The organism is Hylemonella sp. P2_B10, from assembly GCF_056404875.1.
The window spans coordinates 325,103-339,657 of the sequence record NZ_JBFUDE010000005.1 but is presented as its reverse complement, the minus strand read 5'-3'; the positions used below and the strand labels follow the sequence as shown (position 1 = coordinate 339,657).

The following is a 14,555-nucleotide window of genomic DNA, read 5'->3' as shown; positions in this document are numbered from 1 at the left end:
CAAGGGAACTTGCGGCCCCCTCGGGGGGCAGGACGGACAGGCAGTGCCGGACGTGGGGCCTACGACACCTGGCAGACCTTCAGCATGTTGGTGCCACCCGGCGCGCCCATGGGCTCGCCGCAGGTGATGGCATAGACATCGCCGCTTTGCACGATGCCGCGCTTCTTCAAGTGGCCTTCGGCCTGGATCAGCGCGGTGTCGCGGTCGGTGCTGGTGTCAATCAGGATCGGGCGCACATTGCGGTACAGCGTCATGCGGCGCTGGGTGGCCACACGCGGCGTCATCGCGTAGATGGGCACGTGGATCAGGTGGCGGCTCATCCACAGCGCGGTGGAGCCGCTGTCCGTCATCGCCACAATCGCCTTGGCACCCAGGTGGTTGGCGGTGAACAACGCGCCCATGGCGATCGACTGGTCGATGCGGCCAAAGGTCTTGCCGATGAAATCAGCCTCCAGCTTGACGTCTTCCGCACCCTCTGCGGCCAGGCAGATCTTGGCCATTTCAACCACGGTTTCCAGCGGGTACTTGCCGGCCGCAGTCTCGGCCGAAAGCATCACCGCGTCGGTGCCGTCCAGCACCGCGTTGGCGACGTCGCTGACCTCGGCACGCGTGGGCACCGGGTTGGTAATCATGGACTCCATCATCTGCGTGGCGGTGATCACCACCTTGTCGTGCTCACGCGCCAGCTTGATCATGCGTTTTTGCAGCGCCGGCACAATGGCATTGCCCACCTCCACCGCCAGGTCGCCGCGCGCCACCATGATGCCGTCGCTGGCCAGCATGATCTCCTCCAGCTTGGGGATGGCTTCGGCCCGCTCGATCTTGGCGATCAGCCCCGGCTTGTGGTCGTATTCAGCCGCCGCCACGTTGCACAGCTGGCGCGCCATCTCCATGTCGGTGGCGTTCTTCGGAAAGCTGACGGCCACATAGTCGGCCTGGAAGCTCATGGCCGTGCGGATGTCGTCCATGTCCTTGGCGGTGAGGGCTGGTGCGGTCAAACCACCGCCCTGCTTGTTGATGCCCTTGTTGTTGGACAGCTCGCCACCCAGCTTGACGGTGGTGTGCACCGCCTCGCCCACCACCGCGTCCACGGTGATGACGATCAGTCCGTCATTGAGCAGCAGCACGTCGCCGGACTTGACCTCGCGCGGCAGCGGCTTGTAGTCCAGCCCCACGGCCTTGATGTCACCCAGTTCGGTGCGGGCCGCGTCCAGGATGAACTTCTGCCCAGGCTCCAGCATCACCTTGCCTTCGGCGAACTTGCCCACGCGTATCTTCGGGCCTTGCAGGTCGGCCATGATGGCCACCTCGCGGCCGGCGCGCTGCGCGGCCTCGCGCACCAGCTTGGCGCGGTCGATGTGGTCCTGCGCCTTGCCGTGGCTGAAGTTGAGCCGCACGACGTTGACGCCGGCCCGGATCATCTGCTCCAGCAACGCCGGGTCGCTGGATGCCGGGCCTAAGGTGGCAACAATTTTGGTGGCGCGGCGGGCCTGGGCCATGGGAAGGTCTCCTTGTTATTGGATGCCCATTTTGTCACGGAAGCGGTTACCGACGGGCGTCAACCTCCAAGGCCGCGGCCTGACAGCCAGCGTTATTTCATGGGAACAGCACCGTCCGCAGGCCAGTTGCCCGGCGCAATGCGTTTGAGGTTCATCTCGAAGACCTGGCGCGGCTCGCGCCCTTCCACCAGGTACTCACCGACTTCGCGCCAGCTGTCGCCCTTGATGACGGCGGTGTAGCGCACGATGGCACCGGGGCCGCCCGGCGTGGTCCAGATGAAGCCGTCGGCGGTGGGCACCAGCGGGAACTCGCCGCTGCGCCCCTGGGCCCAGGAGCGCAGCGACCAGGTTTTCTTCACCGGGTCGTGGGAGATCACCGCGAAAGCGTTGAACACCACCGTGCCGTCCGGATCGAAGCCCTTGCCCTCCACCACCTGGACCACGCCGTCGAGGAACGGGCCCACCCGCTCAGTCTGCACGATCTCATGCCGCTTGCCCGTGGGGTCCAGCGACCAGGCGGTGCCGCGCCAGTTGCCGTTCATGATGGCGAACTGGCCCATTGCCGCTTTCAGCTTCGCGTTCAGTTCGGGCACGCTCTCGTGGCCCTGGGCCCAGGCCGCAGGGCTCAAAAGACAGGCGGCAAGCGCGAACCATGCGGCAGATTTCAAGGCTTGCAGGGTCGTTGGCTTCATGGTTTCTCCTTGGATGAAGTGCATGGGTGGATGAATGCGGGGGCCAATCAACTGGGCAGCGCAGCCGGGTCTGCCGGTCAAAACTCGCCGCCGAGGATGTCTTTCAAATGCGCGACGTGCTGCTGAAAGGCGCGCCGGCCAGCAGCCGTCAACTGCACGCGCGTGCGCGGCTTCTTGCCGACGAAATCCTTGGCCACGGCGATGTAGCCAGCCTTCTCCAGCGTGCCCAGGTGCGCACCCAGGTTGCCTTCGGTGGCGTTGACAATGGCCCGCAGGCGCACGAACTCCACCTGCTCGCCGGAAGGAAAGGCGTGCAGGGTGGCCACGATCTTCAGGCGGATCGGCTGGTGGATGACATCGTTGAAGCCGGCCATGCCATCACACCCGGCGCAGCCAGACCCCAGCCAGCAGCAAGGCGCTACCACCCACCACCGCCATCCACAGGTCAAAGTGTTGGGCGACGTAGAGATAGCCCACCAGGGTCAGAGCGGCCAGAAGCGTGCCCGTGACCACGAAACGCAGGCCCAGCCAGAGGCCGGCTGCGGTGTAGGCAACCGCCGCCACCAAGGGGATGAAGGCCGACACCTGCCGACCTGACACCGGCGCAAACACCACCAGCGCGCAAAAGATAAAACCAAACAGGGCCCCTGCCAGGCCCGCTATGCGCCAGCCGGCCCGCCTGTCCACGCGTAGGAACTGGCGCCGGGCAACCGCGACGGACAGCGCCACGCCTGCCGCATCGAGCAGCAACCACACCGGGCCGCGCCAGGCCGGCAGCAGGTCGCTCGCGCCATAACCCAGCAGCCACACGGCCGCCCATACAAAGAAGAACGGTGAGGCCTGTCTGTAGCGATAAAGCGAGGTGCTGTGCGCGGCAGCCTGCTCTATGCCTTGCAGGGCTGCCCGGGCCTGCTCGGGCGTCAATGGCGATGCAGTGTTATCGGTCGTTCCCATATTTAGAGTACTCTGTGTCGCAGAGTATATGGGTTTGTTCAGAATACGGCAACCCCGCCAGCCCACACGGACGCCCACCATGCAACCCCCAACTTCCGATCTGACGCTATATGGCGCGCAAGCCTCGGGCTCCACCGCCATAGAGGCGGCGCTGACGCTGCTGGCCATCCCCTACACCTTGGTCGAGGGCGCCACCTGGGCCGAGGCCGCTGCGCGGGAGCGCGTGGCCCCGGTGAATGCGATGCGGCAGATTCCCACGCTGGTGTTTCCCGGCGGCGAGGTAATGACGGAAAGCGCCGCCATCCTGATCTACCTGGCGGACCTGCACCCGCAGGCGCGGCTGGCCCCTCTGCCCAGCGATCCCTTGCGCCGGCCCTTCCTGCGCTGGATGGCCTATGTGTCGTCGGCCATCTATGCGCTGCACTGGATCAAGCCCGACGTGGCACGCATAGGCGCACCGCAGTCAGCCCGCGAAGCGGTGGTAGGCGCCGTGCATGACCGCATTGCCTTCTGCTGGAGCCACATGGACGCGCAGCTGGTGCCCGGCCGCTACCTGTTGGGCGACGCGTTGACGGTGCTGGACCTGTATGTCACCGTGGTGTCGCGCTTCGGCCCGTGGCGGCAGCGCTTTTACGAGGCCGCGCCGCGCATGGCACCGGTGGTGCGCCGCGTGGACGACGACGCGCGGCTCACCGAGTTCTGGCGCGCCCGCTACCCATTCGACTGAGTGGCAGATTCGGCGGGTGGCTCGACAAAATACATGTCAATTTCCCCTTTGCCCTTGGCCTCCACCTTGCCTCGGTACTCACAATTGAACTCGCCGCGGATCAGGTCATAGGTGTAGGCCGAAACATTGACTTTACCGATGCCACCCGAGCTTTCCATCCGAGCAGCCACATTGACCGTATCACCCCAGATGTCGAAGGCGTACTTACGCTTGCCAACGACACCGGCCACCACCGGCCCTGAATGGACGCCGACCCGCAGGGACCACTTGAACGCGGCTGACTGGTTGCGCCATTTCAGGTAATCCAGCATGCGCAAACTCATGCGCACGCAGCGTTGCGCATGGTCGGCACAGGATTTTGGAAGGCCTGCGACGGCCATATAAGCGTCGCCAATGGTTTTGATTTTTTCCACACCGCATTCGTCGGCGATGTCGTCAAACGCTGCGAAGATCTCATTGAGTTCGGCCACCATGCGGTCCGGCGGCACAGTCGCCACGACATTGGTAAAGCCGCTGAAATCAGTAAACAAGATGCTGACGGACTCATGACGTGCCGGACGCGCGCGACCTGTGGTGGACAGTTCCTCAGCCAGCTCTGCCGGAAGGATATTGTGCAGCAACTCCTTGGTGCGTGCCTGCTCCAGTTGTAGTTCCAGTGTGCGCTGGGCCACCTTGGCCTCAAGCTCTCTTTCAGATTGCTGCAGACCTTGCAGCAAAGCGTGCTGCGCGGCCCGCTTCTCAAGGCGCAATTGGTAAAAACGATCGGCGATAGCCAGGCTCATCACGATGCTCTCAAACGAACCAGCAAGCATCAGTGGCTCCATTCGCAGAAACCCCTCAGCTTGGGTTTGGTAGGCAGCATGCAGCGTCAGGATCAGGATGGGAAAGAACGCAACGGCGACAAATTTGGCTGTGCGGTTTCCGCCAAGAATGGCTGAGACTATCCCCCAAATGGTTGCCAAGTAAGCTACCCCAAAAGGCAGTGTCCCCAGGGCATAGGCTTTTTGCAGTGCAGCACCTTGACCGGGAAGTTGCAGCGCAGTGACGACAAGTTGAAATCCAATTGGGACAGCCGATACGACGATCGACCAGAAGATCACGCGCGTGGTTACAGGATTGCTCTTTGGCAATTCGAGCAATCGAATGATGAACGCCGTCGGAAAAATCAAGGCTGCGAATATTGAGGCAACCCAAGCGGTTTGCTCGAATACCGGCGCGTTGGGCCAGAATCTTTCGAATGCTGTGCCGTAGCCACCAAGGGAAGAGCACATCCCAAAGGTCCACGCCGCCAGGGACATGATGTAAAACAGATTGTTCACGTCCCGGTTGTATAGGCCCAGCATCAGATTAAATAGCCCCAGCGCCAGGGCTATGCCCAGCAACAGGAAAAACGTAGTCTCTTCGTTTCGCGCGTTCAGGCGAAATGCATCCGGCTGCCACAGCATCGGTCGAACGATGGCGCCCAGATACCCGGTGGAACGAACGCGCAGAAACACGTGAATGGTCTGGCTGGCCGGTAGCTCCAGCGGAAAGACAAAAGTGGAGGTTTGAAGGGGTCGCTCTGCAAAGCGCTTTGTTGACCCCGTCGACACATGCCGATAACGCCCCTGGGCATCGGGCCAGTACAGATCAACTTCCTGCAAAGTCCGGTTGCCGGTATCAAACCAGTAGGTTGCTGGGTTCGCCGAGGGGTTTTGAAGTGTGATGCGAATCCAGAATGCCGAAGGGGAAACACCTATGCTGGGTGATCCCGGCTTGAAACTGCCGGCGCCGCGGACATCCGCAAATGTCAGCGTTCCAGCGGGGTCCTCCAATAGCAGGGTTGCCGCCGACAGGTCAGTATGACTTGCGGCCAGATCAACGCGCACTGTTTCGGTTGCAGCCACAACGCGGGGAAAAGCCAAGGCGGCCAGGACCCCCAGGAGAAAGTACAGCAGCGAACGCCCCATGTTTCCTCCTCCCTGAGGCGGCAGCCTCAGCCCGCCCGCTTCGTCAGTATCTCGAAGGCCGGCAGCGTCTTGCCCTCAAGCACTTCCAGAAACGCCCCGCCGCCGGTGGAGATGTAACCCACCTGCTTCTCGATGCCGTATTTGGCGATGGCCGCCAGCGTGTCACCGCCGCCTGCAATGGAGAACGCACTCGACTCGGCAATTGCCTGCGCGATCGCCTTGGTGCCGCCCTCAAAGGCGGGGAACTCAAATACGCCCACCGGCCCGTTCCACACCACGGTGCCGGCCTGCTTCAACTGGGCAGCGAGCTGCTGCGCGGTTTGCGGGCCGATGTCCAGGATCATGTCGTCGTCGGCGACGTCGGTGGCGGCCTTGGTGGTGGCAGGCGCATCGGCGGCAAAGGTCTTGGCCGTCACCACGTCCACGGGAATAGGCACGGCGGCACCGCGCGCCTTCATGATGTCAATCACCGCCTTGGCCTCGCCCAGCAAGTCGGCTTCCGCCAGGCTCTTGCCAATTTTCAGGCCGCTGGCCAGCATGAAGGTGTTGGCAATGCCGCCACCCACGATCAGGCCGTCCACCTTTCCGGCCAGGCTCTTCAGGATGGTCAGCTTGGTGGACACCTTGGAGCCGGCCACGATGGCCAGCAAGGGGCGCCTGGGCGCCAACAAGGCCTTGCTGATGGCGTCCATCTCGGCCGCCAGCAACGGGCCGGCGCAGGCGATGGGGGCAAACTGCGCGATGCCGTAGGTGGAGGCCTCGGCGCGGTGCGCGGTGCCGAAGGCGTCGTGCACGAAGATGTCGCACAGCGTGGCCATCTTGCGCGCCAGGCCTTCGTCGTTCTTCTTCTCGCCCTTGTTGACGCGGCAGTTTTCCAGCAGCACCAACTGGCCCGGCGCCACCGTGACGCCGTCCACCCAGTTGGCCTGCAAGGGCACCGCGCGGCCCAGCAGCTCGGCCATGCGGGCGGCTACCGGGGCCAGCGAGTCCTCGGGTTTGAACTCACCCTCTGTGGGCCGGCCCAGGTGTGAAGTGACCATCACCGCAGCACCAGCGTCCAGCGCCATCTGTATGCAGGGGATGGAGGCGCGTATGCGCGTGTCCTCGGTGATGCGACCCGCATCGTCCTGCGGCACATTGAGGTCGGCGCGGATGAACACGCGTTTGCCGGCCACTTGGCCTTGGGCACACAGGTCTGCGAAGCGGATGAAGTTCATGGTGGTCTCAGGTTGGAATGAAATGCGGCGCAACCGTGCATTGTAAAAAAACGTCGCGTGGGGTTTTGATGGCGCACAATTGGCGCCTGTCCATGCCCTGGCGGCACAACACCTCGGTGACCCTCATGAGACTTTCCGCATTCATCGAAGTGAACCTTGAAGAAATTCTTCGCGAATGGGATTCATTTGCCAGGACACTCTTTCCGGCCAAAGACCGGTTGAGTGCGCTGCTTTTGCGTGACCATGCGCGCGAGATGCTGGTTGAGCTCATGCACGATATCCGAACGCCGCAGAGTCCACAGCAACAAATTGACAAATCACAGGGGAAGCCCTCGGCGTATCACCTGGATGAAAGCGCTGCGAGTATTCATGGCGCCTTGCGGCATGACGAGGGCTTCAGCGTTTCGCAGGTCGCCGCGGAATTCAGAGCGCTCAGAGCTGTGGTTCTTCGTCTGTGGTTGCCAGAAATTTCGGTCCTGCCCAAAGAAGTGGCCGATGACATCGTGCGATTCAATGAAGCCATTGATGAAGCACTCGCTGACTCCATCGTCACCTACCGGGAGTTCTCGGCGCCATGATCAGGATGGCATTGCCAGCAGCTGATTGATTTGCGTTGAGCGCTGGGTAGCGCACAGACGGCTGGCTGAAATCAGCGTAGCCTCATCCAGCATGGCCACCGCAAATTCAACACCCACTGAAGCACCCCCTGGACTGCCGCTTGATGTGGAGCCCGAAAAGTCCCTGACGGCGGTTTTAGGACAAGCCGAACATGTGAAAGAGCTGGTGGATCAAAGTGCGTTGGAGCTGTCGTCGGTCAATGACAAGCTTGCACACGAGGTGCAACAAGGCGCCGAGCCTTCCGGGGTGCGCCTCGCGCTGGAAAAGAGTCAGGCCGTTGAGAGCAAGGTACACGACGCGGCAGACAAGCTGTCCGTGGTGAATCTGGCCCTTGAAGCCGAAGTCAGCGCGCGCCATGCACTGGAGGCGCAATTGGCCACCGTTGTGCAAGACGAAGAAGTGGCACGCCATGCCGCTTTCCATGACCCGTTGACGGGCTTACCCAATCGCGCGCTGTTTGAAAATCGGCTGGAACACGGGTTGGCGCAGGCCAAACGCCATGGCAGAACGCTGGCCGTCATGTTCCTGGACCTCAACGACTTCAAGAAGATCAACGACACCCATGGTCACGATGCCGGCGACGCCGTACTGCGAACCATCGCGCATCGGCTGAAGGAAAACACGCGCGACGACGACACCATCAGCCGCTTTGGTGGCGACGAGTTCTTGTACTTGCTGACCGAGATCGAGGTAGATCAGGACGCCATCCTGATTGCGGCAAAAATCGCGGCCGCGATCAAAGTACCCTGTCAACTGGGCGCGGTCCAACTGGTCGTCACGCCGAGCATTGGCATCTCGCTCTTCCCGAAGGACGGGAGCTCGGCTGCGGCCCTCATCAAGAGTGCCGACGTGGCCATGTACAAGGCCAAACGAGGCAAGTCTGGCTACGCATTTGCGGATTGACGCCAGCAACCCGTGACGGGTGTGCGCTACCAGCCCAGCCCCAGATGCAACGGCAGGTACACCGCCAACCCCAGCACGATGGTGCCCAGCACCGCATGGCCGGCACCCTTGCGCCAGACGTAGAAGGCGGCGCCGGCTACCGCGGCATACAGCCGGGCATCGCGCCAGGTGTGGATCAGCTCACCCTGGGTCATGACGATTTCCGGCACCACCACCGCCGCCAGCGCGGCAATCGGCGCGTACTGCAGGCCGCGCTGGGCCCAATGCGGCAGGTGCCAGGGCTTTTCGGAAATGAAGAAGAAGCCGCGCGTGATGACGGTGACCGCCGTCAGCCCGACGATGACCAGCAAATGCCACCAGTTCAGCTCAGCCAGCATCAGGGTGCGCTCCGGTGCGCCAGCGGCGTCTTTTCCAGCAGCAGGCACACCACCACAGCGGCGGCGATGGCCGCCAGGATGTTCAGGCGCAACGGCAGCGCGAAGCAGGCCACGGCCGCCGCCGCGGCCACGATGGCCGAGATGGCGCGCAGCCGGCTGGAGGCCAGCGAGCACAGCAGGCCCGTCAGCGCCAGGATGCCGGCAAAGCCCAGGCCCCAATGCGTAGGGATGAAGTTGGCCAGCACCACGCCCACCACGCTGGCGCCCACCCAGGCGAACCAGTTCAGGCTGGTGTTGCCCAGCAGGTAGGCGATCTGGCCCACGCGCTCCTGTGCGTCCACGTCGTGCTTGGGGAAGCGCTTGACAAACATCACGTAGCTCAGGTCGCCACATAAATAGCCCAGCAACAGCCGGTCCGGCCGCGCCAGATGGATCAGGTAAGGCCGCATGTGGGCGCTGAAGACCACGAAGCGCAGGTTGACGCAAAACGCCGTGGCCAGGATCACCCACATGGGCGCGCCGGCCGCCAGCAGCGGGATGGCCGACAACTGCGCGCTGCCGGCGAACACCAGCACGCTCATCAGCAGCGCTTCCAGCGTACCCAGGCCGGCCTTGACCATGGTGACACCGGTCATCAGCCCCCAGGCGGCAATGCCGATGGCCACGCTGCTCATGTCCGCCACGCCCTCACGGAATCGCGGGTGGTGCGTGTGGGTGCGGTTGAACAGTTGCAGCATGGCTTGTTGCTCAGGCTCGCCGCGGCAGATCCAACGGCACGCCCGTCTGGCCCAGCAACGCCCCCGGCTGCAATCCAGCCACGCCGCGCACGAAATCAGCCACCGGCAAGCGCTTGCCGCCGGCGCGCTGCAGCCCGGTCAGCGTCAGCACGCCGTCGCCCGTCGCCACATCCAGGCCAGCCGGGCTGACGGACAGCACCTGACCCGGCTGCGCATTCGCCCGCCGGGTTGCATCGGCACTGGCGGCCCAGACCTTCAGCGCCTCATCGCCCAAGGTGGTGCTGGCACCGGGAAACGGATCGAACGCACGCACACGCCGTGCGATCTGCTCGGCGCCATCCTGCCAGTTGATCAGCCCCTCGTGCTTGTCGATCTTGTGCGCGTACGTCACGCCCTGCTCGGGTTGCGGCGTGGCCTTCAGGCCACCGCCGGCAGCCAGCACCAGCACGTCCACGATCATGCGGCCGCCCAGCGCGGCCAAACGGTCGTGCAGAGCGCCGGTGGTGTCCGTGGGGGCTATGGGCGTTGCCTCCACCAGCAGCATGTCACCGGTGTCCAGCCCGGCGTCCATCTGCATGATGGTGATGCCGGTGACGGCGTCGCCGGCCTCGATGGCCCGGTGAATGGGCGCGGCGCCGCGCCAGCGCGGCAGCAGCGAGGCGTGGATGTTCAGGCAACCCAGGCCGCTGACCGCGCTGCCCGGCTGGGGTTGGCGCATGGCGTCCAGCACCCACTGCGGCAGGATCAGGCCGTAAGCGGCCACCACCATCACGTCGGCACGCGCATCTATCAGCGCCTGGCGGGCGCAAACGGCATCCTCGGGGTATTTGCCGTCCAGCCGCAGGCTGCGCGGTTGCGCCACCGGGATGCCATGGCTCTGGGCAAACTGCTTCACCGCCGAGGCCTGCAGCTTCATGCCGCGCCCGCCGGGGCGGTCCGGCTGGGTCAGCACCAGGGGGATGTCGAAACCGGCGCTGTGCAGGCGCTCCAGCGCCACGCGGGCAAACTCAGGGGTGCCGGCAAACACCAGCCTCATCAAAGCGGCGTCCCGTGGTGGGCGTCGTCACGCTTGCTGCCGCGTTTGTCGTCCTCGCGCTGGGCTTTCAGCATCTTGGTCTTGATGCGGTTGCGCTTCAGCGGCGACAGGTATTCCACGAACACCTTGCCCAGCAAATGGTCCATTTCGTGCTGTACACAGATGGCCAAGGTGCCTTCGGCTTCAACCACGCGGGAATTGCCCTCGGCGTCCATTGCCTTGACCTTGACCTTCTCGAAACGCTCCACGCCGTCGTAGATGCCGGGCACCGACAGGCAGCCCTCCTCATTGAGCTTGCGCTCTGCGCTGGTCCAGACCAACTCGGGGTTGACCAGCACCAGCGGCTGGTTGCGGTCTTCCGAGATGTCGATGACGATCAGCCGCTCATGCACATCCACCTGGGTGGCGGCCAGGCCTATGCCATTGGCGTCGTACATGGTTTCCAGCATGTCGGCAGCCAGGGTCTTGATGCGCGCATCGACCTGGGCCACCGGCTTGGCGACCTTGTGCAAATTGGGATTGGGGTACTGAAGAATGGGAAGTAAAGCCATAGATTTCGCTCGCAGATGTCGTTATTTTCGCCACTTTTTCGGTTTGGGGCACGGGCGAAGCCTAGAAAACGTTGCCCAATCAAGGGCTTGAGCGCAAAATCGCCAGTGATTTATCAAGATTTCTGCCTGTCCAGCCGTACTGGCCGGCTGGCGGTCGCCCAACGCAACGGCAGCACCTATGACGATACACATGATGGCGAAATCCTCGATGGCAATGGCCCTGATGGCGTTGGTGGCGGTGGCTGCCGCGCCCGCCCAGGCCCAGAACTACCCGATTTCCGCTACCCAGAAGGCCACCGCCACCCAGGTGGCGCAAACCGGTGTGCCGCTGACCGACTTGGCACCCAATGCCCCCGACAACTACACCGTCAAGAGCGGTGACACGCTGTGGGCGATTTCCCGCCTGTTCCTGAAGAGCCCCTGGCGCTGGCCGGAACTGTGGGGCATGAACATGACGCAGATCCGCAACCCGCACCTGATCTACCCCGGCCAGATGCTGGTGCTGGAAAAGCGCGACGGCCGCGCCACGCTGCGCCTGGCCGGCGAGGGCATGCCGGGCGACCCACCCACCGTCAAGGTGTCGCCGCGCACCCGCTACGCCACGCTGAGCGACTCCGCGTTGCCGACGCTGAACACCAACCTGATTGAGCCTTTCCTGGCCGAGCCCATCGTGGTCGACCAAGCCGGCCTGAGCATGGCCCCGCGCATCGTGGCCACCCAGGAAGAGCGGGTGTTGCTGACCCGCGGCGACCGCGCCTATGCACGCGGCCCGGCCAACGCGCCGCTGGTGGACGCGCCCGGTCAGCCGCGCGACTTCCGCGTTTTCCGCGACGCCACGCCGCTGATCGATCCCTCCACCGGCGAGGTGCTGGGCTACGAGGCCCAGTACGTGGGCAAGGCCCAGCTGGTGCGCAGCGAAAGCGTGCAGCCCTCCACCGACAAGGACAGCAAGGACGGCAAGGACATCATCCCCGCCACCATAGACATCATGCTGGCCAAGGAAGAAATGCGGGTGGGCGACCGCATGCTGCCCGAGCCGCCACGGCAATTGCGCAACTACACGCCGCACGCACCCAGCGGGGCGGTGGACGGGCGCATTGTCTCGGTCTACGGCAGCGCTGTGGTCAACGCGGCGCAAAACCAGGTGGTGGCGATCAACCGCGGCACCCGCGATGGCGTGGACGTGGGCACGGTGCTGGCCATCCTGAAGGACGGCCCGCGCCTGGTGGACACCACCAATGGCGAACGCACCCGCATCAAGCTGCCCAACGAGCGCACCGGATTGCTGATGGTGTTTCGCACCTTCGAGCGCGTTTCCTACGCGCTGATCCTGGACATCAACGACGGCGTGAAAGTGGGCGACCGCCTGACCAGCCCCCGTTGAACACGGCGCCAGCCCATCGAGGCCTCGACGACAGCGCCATGGACCATGAAGAACTCGCCGGCTGGCTGCGTTTGACGCTGACGCCCGGCGTCGGCAACGAGACCGCCCGCAAGCTGCTGGCCGCCTTTGGCCTGCCGCCTGACATCTTCAAGCAATCGGCCACCGCGCTGGCGCAGGTGGCGAATGGGGCCCAGGTCAGCGCGCTGCTGCAAGAGCCCAGGGATTTTGCCGCCCAGCTGGAAACCACCTGGGACTGGCTGCACGCCGGCAGCGGCAGCGCGCGGCGCGACATCGTGGCGCTGGGCGACCCGGACTACCCGGCCTCGCTGCTGACCATCGACGACCCGCCCTTGCTGCTGTACCTGCTGGGCCGGCTGGACGGTCGCGGCGCCGACGGAGAGGCTGAGCCCTACGCTCCCTACCTGATCACCGGCGGCCTGGCCAATGGCATTGCCGTGGTGGGCAGCCGTAACCCGACACCGCAGGGTGCCACCAACGCCCGCCAGTTCGGCAAGGCGCTGAGCCAGGCCGGGCTGTGCGTGGTGTCGGGGCTGGCGATGGGTGTGGATGGGCAAGCCCATGAAGGCGCGCTGGAAGGTGCCCACGAACAGGCCCCCGGGCTGGTCACCATCGCCGTGGTCGGCACCGGGTTGGACCGGGTCTACCCGAAAAGCCACCTGGAGCTGGCGCACCGCATTGCCCAGCGCGGTTTGCTGGTCAGCGAGTTCCCGCTGGGTACGCCGCCATTGGCGGAAAACTTCCCCCGCCGCAACCGCATCATCGCCGGGCTGACGCGCGGCACGCTGGTGGTGGAAGCGGCGCTGAAATCGGGCTCGCTGATCACCGCGCGGCTGGCCGCCGAGCAGGGCAAGGAGGTGTTCGCCATTCCGGGCTCCATCCACTCGCCGCAGTCACGCGGCTGCCATGCATTGATCAAACAGGGCGCCAAGCTGGTGGAGTCCGCCCAGGACATTCTGGAAGAACTGAAGATCGACGTCGGCCTGCAAGACAGCCTGCTGCCGGCATCCGCCAGCGACGAGGACGACGAAGCCAGCGCCGAACTGGACGCGCTGCTGACGGCGCTGGGCTTCGACCCGGTGGGGCTGGATGCCCTGCAGGCGCGCACCGGGCTGGACACGGCCAGCCTGCAAGCCCAACTGATGGCACTCGAACTGGACGGCGAGGTGGCCCGCCTGCCCGGCGGTCTGTTCCAGCGCATGGGCATGGCATGAGTGTTGCCCCCACGGTCGCTCACTTCGTGTAGCTCCCTGCCCCCCAAGGGGGCCGCAAATCCCCTTGGGGCGGCCCGGCGGGGATTTGGCCTCGCTGGCGCCCATGAAATTGTGAAATAAGGTGGGTTTTTCACCACTTTGAACTGACCGGCGGGCAAACTTCTGCGCTATATTGAAGGACATGTTCGAAGTTCTTGTGTATGTGTACGAAAACTACTGGCGTGGCGATGCCTGTCCAGAACTGGAACACCTGGAACGCAAATTGAGTGCGGTCGGCTTCGAGGCCGACGAGATTCAAGATGCGTTGGTCTGGCTCAACGGCCTGAACCTCGCCGCCCAGGGCCTGCGCAGCGGCGGCGAAGACCAGCCGGTGCCGCAGCAGCCGCTGCAAGCCCCCGACAGCATGCGTGTGTACTCGGTGGCCGAGCAGGACCACCTGGGCTCACAATGCCTGGGCTTCATCAGTTTCCTTGAATCCAGCGGTGTGCTGCCCGCGTCCATGCGCGAACTGGTGGTGGACCGCGCCATGGCCACGCCCAGCGACCCGATATCGCTGGATGACCTGAAGATCATCGTGCTGATGGTCTACTGGAGCTTTGGCGAAGAGCCAGACGCGCTGATTCTCGACGAACTGTGCGAGGACACCGAAGGCCGCTTGGCGCACTGAACGGTCACAATC

At 64.2% G+C, this 14,555-nt stretch carries 16 protein-coding genes; 6 read left to right on the top strand and 10 right to left on the bottom strand.

The annotated features are described in order from the left end of the window. Positions 1 to 59: 59 nt before the first annotated feature. The 4 genes from pyk to AC1DX2_RS22680 all read right to left on the bottom strand — a co-directional run bounded on the left by pyk (position 60) and on the right by AC1DX2_RS22680 (position 3,145). Positions 60 to 1,499, bottom strand: coding sequence for a pyruvate kinase (gene pyk, locus AC1DX2_RS22695; RefSeq protein WP_477198687.1), 1,440 nt, complete (start codon positions 1,497 to 1,499; stop codon positions 60 to 62). A gap of 92 nt (positions 1,500 to 1,591) precedes the next feature. Further along, entirely contained in the window at positions 1,592 to 2,191 is a 600-nt protein-coding gene (locus tag AC1DX2_RS22690) for a DUF1579 domain-containing protein (protein WP_477198686.1), read from the bottom strand. A 77-nt stretch (positions 2,192 to 2,268) separates the two neighbouring features. After that, on the bottom strand, positions 2,269 to 2,565 hold the full coding sequence (locus AC1DX2_RS22685; RefSeq protein WP_477198685.1) for a winged helix-turn-helix domain-containing protein: 297 nt from the start codon (positions 2,563 to 2,565) through the stop codon (positions 2,269 to 2,271). A 4-nt stretch (positions 2,566 to 2,569) separates the two neighbouring features. Then, positions 2,570 to 3,145 carry a hypothetical protein gene (locus AC1DX2_RS22680; RefSeq protein WP_477198684.1) on the bottom strand — a complete coding sequence of 192 codons (576 nt, stop codon included), beginning with the start codon at positions 3,143 to 3,145 and terminating at the stop codon, positions 2,570 to 2,572. A gap of 79 nt (positions 3,146 to 3,224) precedes the next feature. Between AC1DX2_RS22680 and AC1DX2_RS22675 the strand changes: the two genes are divergently transcribed. Next, positions 3,225 to 3,872: a glutathione S-transferase family protein gene (locus tag AC1DX2_RS22675; protein ID WP_477198683.1), complete on the top strand. Its 648-nt coding sequence runs from the start codon at positions 3,225 to 3,227 to the stop codon at positions 3,870 to 3,872. Here the strand turns inward: AC1DX2_RS22675 and AC1DX2_RS22670 are convergent. Further along, positions 3,857 to 5,821, bottom strand: a complete 1,965-nt coding sequence (locus AC1DX2_RS22670; RefSeq protein ID WP_477198682.1) for an adenylate/guanylate cyclase domain-containing protein — start codon at positions 5,819 to 5,821, stop codon at positions 3,857 to 3,859. The two genes, AC1DX2_RS22675 and AC1DX2_RS22670, sit on opposite strands and share 16 nt — an antisense overlap. A gap of 26 nt (positions 5,822 to 5,847) precedes the next feature. Continuing rightward, positions 5,848 to 7,038 (bottom strand): phosphoglycerate kinase, encoded by a 1,191-nt coding sequence (locus AC1DX2_RS22665; protein WP_477198681.1) that lies wholly within the window; start codon positions 7,036 to 7,038, stop codon positions 5,848 to 5,850. Positions 7,039 to 7,163: 125 nt separating this feature from the next. Here AC1DX2_RS22665 and AC1DX2_RS22660 point away from each other — a divergent pair, with 125 nt between their 5' ends. Next, positions 7,164 to 7,616: an RsbRD N-terminal domain-containing protein gene (locus tag AC1DX2_RS22660; protein ID WP_477198680.1), complete on the top strand. Its 453-nt coding sequence runs from the start codon at positions 7,164 to 7,166 to the stop codon at positions 7,614 to 7,616. Positions 7,617 to 7,707: 91 nt separating this feature from the next. Continuing rightward, positions 7,708 to 8,559 (top strand): diguanylate cyclase domain-containing protein, encoded by an 852-nt coding sequence (locus tag AC1DX2_RS22655; RefSeq protein WP_477198679.1) that lies wholly within the window; start codon positions 7,708 to 7,710, stop codon positions 8,557 to 8,559. A gap of 26 nt (positions 8,560 to 8,585) precedes the next feature. Here the strand turns inward: AC1DX2_RS22655 and AC1DX2_RS22650 are convergent, their stop codons facing one another. From AC1DX2_RS22650 to def, 4 genes are read right to left on the bottom strand one after another with little or no spacing between them, the layout of a single operon-like run. Continuing rightward, on the bottom strand, positions 8,586 to 8,936 hold the full coding sequence (locus AC1DX2_RS22650; protein ID WP_477198678.1) for an AzlD domain-containing protein: 351 nt from the start codon (positions 8,934 to 8,936) through the stop codon (positions 8,586 to 8,588). Then, the gene (locus AC1DX2_RS22645; protein ID WP_477198677.1) at positions 8,936 to 9,673 is read right to left on the bottom strand and encodes an AzlC family ABC transporter permease; all 738 of its coding nucleotides are present in this window, start codon (positions 9,671 to 9,673) and stop codon (positions 8,936 to 8,938) included. Before AC1DX2_RS22645 ends, AC1DX2_RS22650 begins: the two co-directional genes overlap by 1 nt. A gap of 10 nt (positions 9,674 to 9,683) precedes the next feature. Beyond that, positions 9,684 to 10,709, bottom strand: a complete 1,026-nt coding sequence (gene fmt / locus AC1DX2_RS22640; protein ID WP_477198676.1) for a methionyl-tRNA formyltransferase — start codon at positions 10,707 to 10,709, stop codon at positions 9,684 to 9,686. After that, on the bottom strand, positions 10,709 to 11,260 hold the full coding sequence (gene def / locus AC1DX2_RS22635) for a peptide deformylase (protein ID WP_477198675.1): 552 nt from the start codon (positions 11,258 to 11,260) through the stop codon (positions 10,709 to 10,711). The genes fmt and def overlap by 1 nt, the downstream gene beginning before the upstream one ends. Positions 11,261 to 11,438: 178 nt before the next feature. On the opposite strand from def, the gene AC1DX2_RS22630 reads away from it, so the two are divergent. The 3 genes from AC1DX2_RS22630 (at position 11,439) to AC1DX2_RS22620 (ending at position 14,543) form a co-directional block, all read left to right on the top strand. Further along, positions 11,439 to 12,644 carry a LysM peptidoglycan-binding domain-containing protein gene (locus AC1DX2_RS22630; protein WP_477198674.1) on the top strand — a complete coding sequence of 402 codons (1,206 nt, stop codon included), beginning with the start codon at positions 11,439 to 11,441 and terminating at the stop codon, positions 12,642 to 12,644. 38 nt (positions 12,645 to 12,682) lie between these two features. Continuing rightward, entirely contained in the window at positions 12,683 to 13,876 is a 1,194-nt protein-coding gene (gene dprA, locus AC1DX2_RS22625; protein ID WP_477198673.1) for a DNA-processing protein DprA, read from the top strand. 181 nt (positions 13,877 to 14,057) lie between these two features. After that, entirely contained in the window at positions 14,058 to 14,543 is a 486-nt protein-coding gene (locus AC1DX2_RS22620; RefSeq protein WP_477198672.1) for a Smg family protein, read from the top strand. The last annotated feature ends 12 nt before the right edge of the window (positions 14,544 to 14,555 follow it).